Origin of the sequence: Streptomyces sp. (genome assembly GCF_031178505.1) — a bacterium.
In the GTDB taxonomy this organism is placed as follows: domain Bacteria; phylum Actinomycetota; class Actinomycetes; order Streptomycetales; family Streptomycetaceae; genus Streptomyces; species Streptomyces gulbargensis.
Map to the genome: position 1 here is coordinate 1 of NZ_JAPSIW010000760.1, position 3339 is coordinate 3339.

Below are 3339 nucleotides of genomic sequence, written 5' to 3' on the forward strand. Positions count from 1 at the left end.
GGTCCAGTTCGCCCTGTACTCCCTCGGCCGCTTCCGGGGCCGCCGGGCCGCCGTCCTCGCCACCCTGCTCTACGTCGGCACCGCCTACGCCTACTTCCACCTGCCCGGCTGGCCGGCCCGGCACGGCGCGACCCTGAGCGACTTCCTGAGCCTGGTCGTGCCGATCGGCGTCCTCGCGGCCGGCGTCGGCATCGCCGCGTACCGCCAGGATCTGGTGCGCGCCCTCGAGGCGCAGCGCCGGGAGGCCGCCGCCCGGCAGGCCGTGCAGGAGGAGCGGATCTCCGTCGGCCGGGACGTCCACGACCTGGTCGGCCGCGAGCTGACCGTCCTCGCGGTACGGGCCGAGGTCCTCGCCGTACGGGCCAGGGGAGAGGCGCACCGGAAGGACTTCGAGGAGCTCGCCGACACGGCAAGGCGCGCCCACCACATGCTCAACGAGACCATCGTGCGGCGTGGCGACGGGACCACCCCCGGCCTGGAGGGGCTCGCCGAGCTGGCCCGGGAGAGCGAGCGGATGGGCAGCCCCGTGGACGTCCGGATCACGGAGGCGGCGAAAGCCCTGTCGCCGCTGCGGCAGACGGCCGTCCACCGGGTGGTGCGGGAGTGCCTGACGAACGCGGCCAAGCACGCGCCCGGCCTCCCCGTGACCGTGACCGTCGCGGTCGACGGCCCCCGGCTGCGCGTCGAGGTGCGCAACCCGCTGCCGGGGAACCCGCCGGAGCGGGCGCCCGTCTCGACCGGCACCGGCCTGTTCTCGATGGAGGAGCGGGTCACCAGCATGGGCGGCACGCTCCGGGCCCGCCGCGAGGACGGCGCCTACGTGGTCACGGCGCTGCTGCCGTCGGGCCTGGACCGCTGACCGAGAGCGCGGCCCCCGGCCGCCGTGGTCCGAAAGTCCCGAAAGGGGTGGGTCCACGGTGCTGTCGGCCCCCCTCCGTAGACTGGGGGCGTGAGTGAGCCCCGCGAGCCGATGGACGCGTCGGAAGACGCCCAGCCCGACGCCTTCGACGAGATCGTCGACGCCGAGACCGACCGTGACCCCGACCTGGCGGTGATCGAGGCCGGGAGCCGCACGCTGCGCGCCCAGGCCGGGCCCCCGCAGGGCGACCCCGTGCCGAGCCGCCCGGAGGACCCGGAGCTGGACCGGGCGCTGCGCGAGGTCGAGACCGAGCTGTCCACCCGCTGGGGCGAGACCAAGCTGGAGCCGTCGGTCCGCCGGATCGCGGCCCTGATGGACGTGCTGGGCGAGCCGCAGCGCGCGTACCCGTCGATCCACATCACGGGCACCAACGGCAAGACGTCGACGGCCCGCATGATCGAGGTGCTGCTCGGCGCCTTCGAGCTGCGCACCGGGCGGTACACCTCGCCGCACGTGCAGAGCATCACCGAGCGGATCAGCCTGGACGGCGCGCCCATCTCGGCGGAGCGGTTCATCGAGACGTACCAGGACGTCAAGCCGTACGTGGAGATGGTCGACGCCCGCGAGGAGTACCGGCTCTCCTTCTTCGAGGTCCTCACCGGGATGGCGTACGCGGCCTTCGCGGACGCCCCGGTCGACGCGGCGGTCGTCGAGGTCGGCATGGGCGGCACCTGGGACGCGACGAACGTGATCGACGGCTCGGTCGCCGTGGTCACCCCGATCGACCTCGACCACACCGACCGGCTCGGCGGGACGACCGCCGAGATCGCCGGGGAGAAGTCCGGCATCATCAAGCCGGGCGCGACGGTGATCCTCGCCCAGCAGCCGGTGGACGCGGCGCAGGTCCTGCTGAAGAAGGCGGTCGACGCCGACGCCACCGTGGCCCGTGAGGGCATGGAGTTCGGCGTGGTCTCCCGCGAGGTCGCGGTCGGCGGCCAGCTCCTCACCCTGCGCGGCCTCGGCGGCGAGTACGACGACATCTTCCTGCCGCTGTACGGGGCGCACCAGGCGCACAACGCGGCGGTGGCGCTCGCGGCGGTCGAGGCCTTCTTCGGCATCGGCGCGCAGCACGCCCGGACCCTGGACGTGGACACCGTCCGGCGGGCCTTCGCGCAGGTGGCCTCGCCGGGCCGCCTGGAGGTCGTCCGCTCCTCCCCGACGGTCGTCCTGGACGCCGCCCACAACCCGCACGGGGCGCGGGCGACGGCCGAGGGCATCTCGGAGTCCTTCGGCTTCTCCCGGCTCATCGGCGTGGTCTCGACCAGCTCCGACAAGGACGCCCGCGGGCTCCTGGAGGCCTTCGAGCCGATCTTCGCGGAGGTCGTGATCACGGCCAACTCCAACCCGCGGGCCACCGACGTCGACGCGCTGGCCGCGATCGCCGTCGAGGTCTTCGGCGAGGACCGGGTGGTCGTGGAGCCGCGGCTGCCCGACGCCCTGGAGGCGGCGATCACGCTCGCCGAGGAGGAGGCCGAGTTCGGGGGCGCCGGTGTCCTGGTGACCGGTTCGATCTTCACGGTCGGGGACGCCCGACTGCTGCTCAAGAGGGGCTGACCCCGATGCGTACGCTCTGTTCCTCGACGCTCATCGGCGAGTTCTTCGTGATCGGCTTCGCCGGTCTCGTCGCGATGAAGGACGCCTCCCTGGAGGTCTCCACGGTCTGGACCGTCTGCGGCGTCGCCATGGTCCTGTCGGTGCTGCTGTGCGGGATGATCACCCGGCCCGGCGGGGTGCAGCTCGGCTGGGCCCTGCAGATCGGTCTGATCCTCAGCGGCTTCTTCGTCCCCGTCATGTTCTTCCTGGGGGCCGGCTTCGCCGCCCTGTGGTGGTGCTCGGTGCACTACGGCCGGAAGGTGGACGAGGTCAAGGCCCGCTGGGCCGCGTCCCAGGCGGCCGCCGAGGGCTCCGCAGGGCCTGACGCTGCGTAATCGACCGGGGTGGGGCCCTGTAGCCTCGGAACACCCGTACACCGCTTTTCCCGAAGGAGTCCCCCCGTGAGCCAGCGCACGCTCGTCCTGCTCAAGCCCGACGCCGTCCGCCGTGGCCTGATCGGCGAGATCATCGGCCGTATCGAGCGCAAGGCCGGCTGGACCATCGCGGCCCTGGAGCTGCGCGAGCTGGACCAGGAGACGCTGGAGCAGCACTACGGCGAGCACAAGGGCAAGCCCTTCTACGAGCCGCTGATGGGCTTCATGTCCTCCGGCCCGGTCGTCGCGCTCGTCGTCGAGGGCGAGCGGGTCATCGAGGGCGTCCGCCAGCTGGCCGGCCCGACCGACCCGATCGCCGCCGCCCCCGGCTCCATCCGTGGCGACTACGGCACCATCGTCCGGGAGAACCTCATCCACGCCTCCGACTCGGAGGAGTCGGCGCAGCGCGAGCTGAAGATCTTCTTCCCGGGTCTGGTCTGATCCCGAGTTGAG

4 protein-coding genes are annotated in these 3339 nt (G+C 72.8%); all 4 read left to right on the top strand.

Features of this window, described 5'->3' with window-relative positions:
• Nucleotides 1-859: ATP-binding protein (locus RIF68_RS31870; RefSeq protein ID WP_309054744.1), on the top strand; the 859-nt coding region annotated here is incomplete at its 5' end.
• A gap of 90 nt (nt 860-949) precedes the next feature.
• Nucleotides 950-2473, top strand: coding sequence for a folylpolyglutamate synthase/dihydrofolate synthase family protein (locus tag RIF68_RS31875; protein WP_309054745.1), 1524 nt, complete (start codon nt 950-952; stop codon nt 2471-2473).
• Between the two features lie 5 nt (nt 2474-2478).
• On the top strand, nt 2479-2847 hold the full coding sequence (locus RIF68_RS31880) for a DUF4233 domain-containing protein (protein WP_309054746.1): 369 nt from the start codon (nt 2479-2481) through the stop codon (nt 2845-2847).
• A gap of 66 nt (nt 2848-2913) precedes the next feature.
• Nucleotides 2914-3327 carry a nucleoside-diphosphate kinase gene (gene ndk / locus RIF68_RS31885; RefSeq protein WP_309054747.1) on the top strand — a complete coding sequence of 138 codons (414 nt, stop codon included), beginning with the start codon at nt 2914-2916 and terminating at the stop codon, nt 3325-3327.
• The last annotated feature ends 12 nt before the right edge of the window (nt 3328-3339 follow it).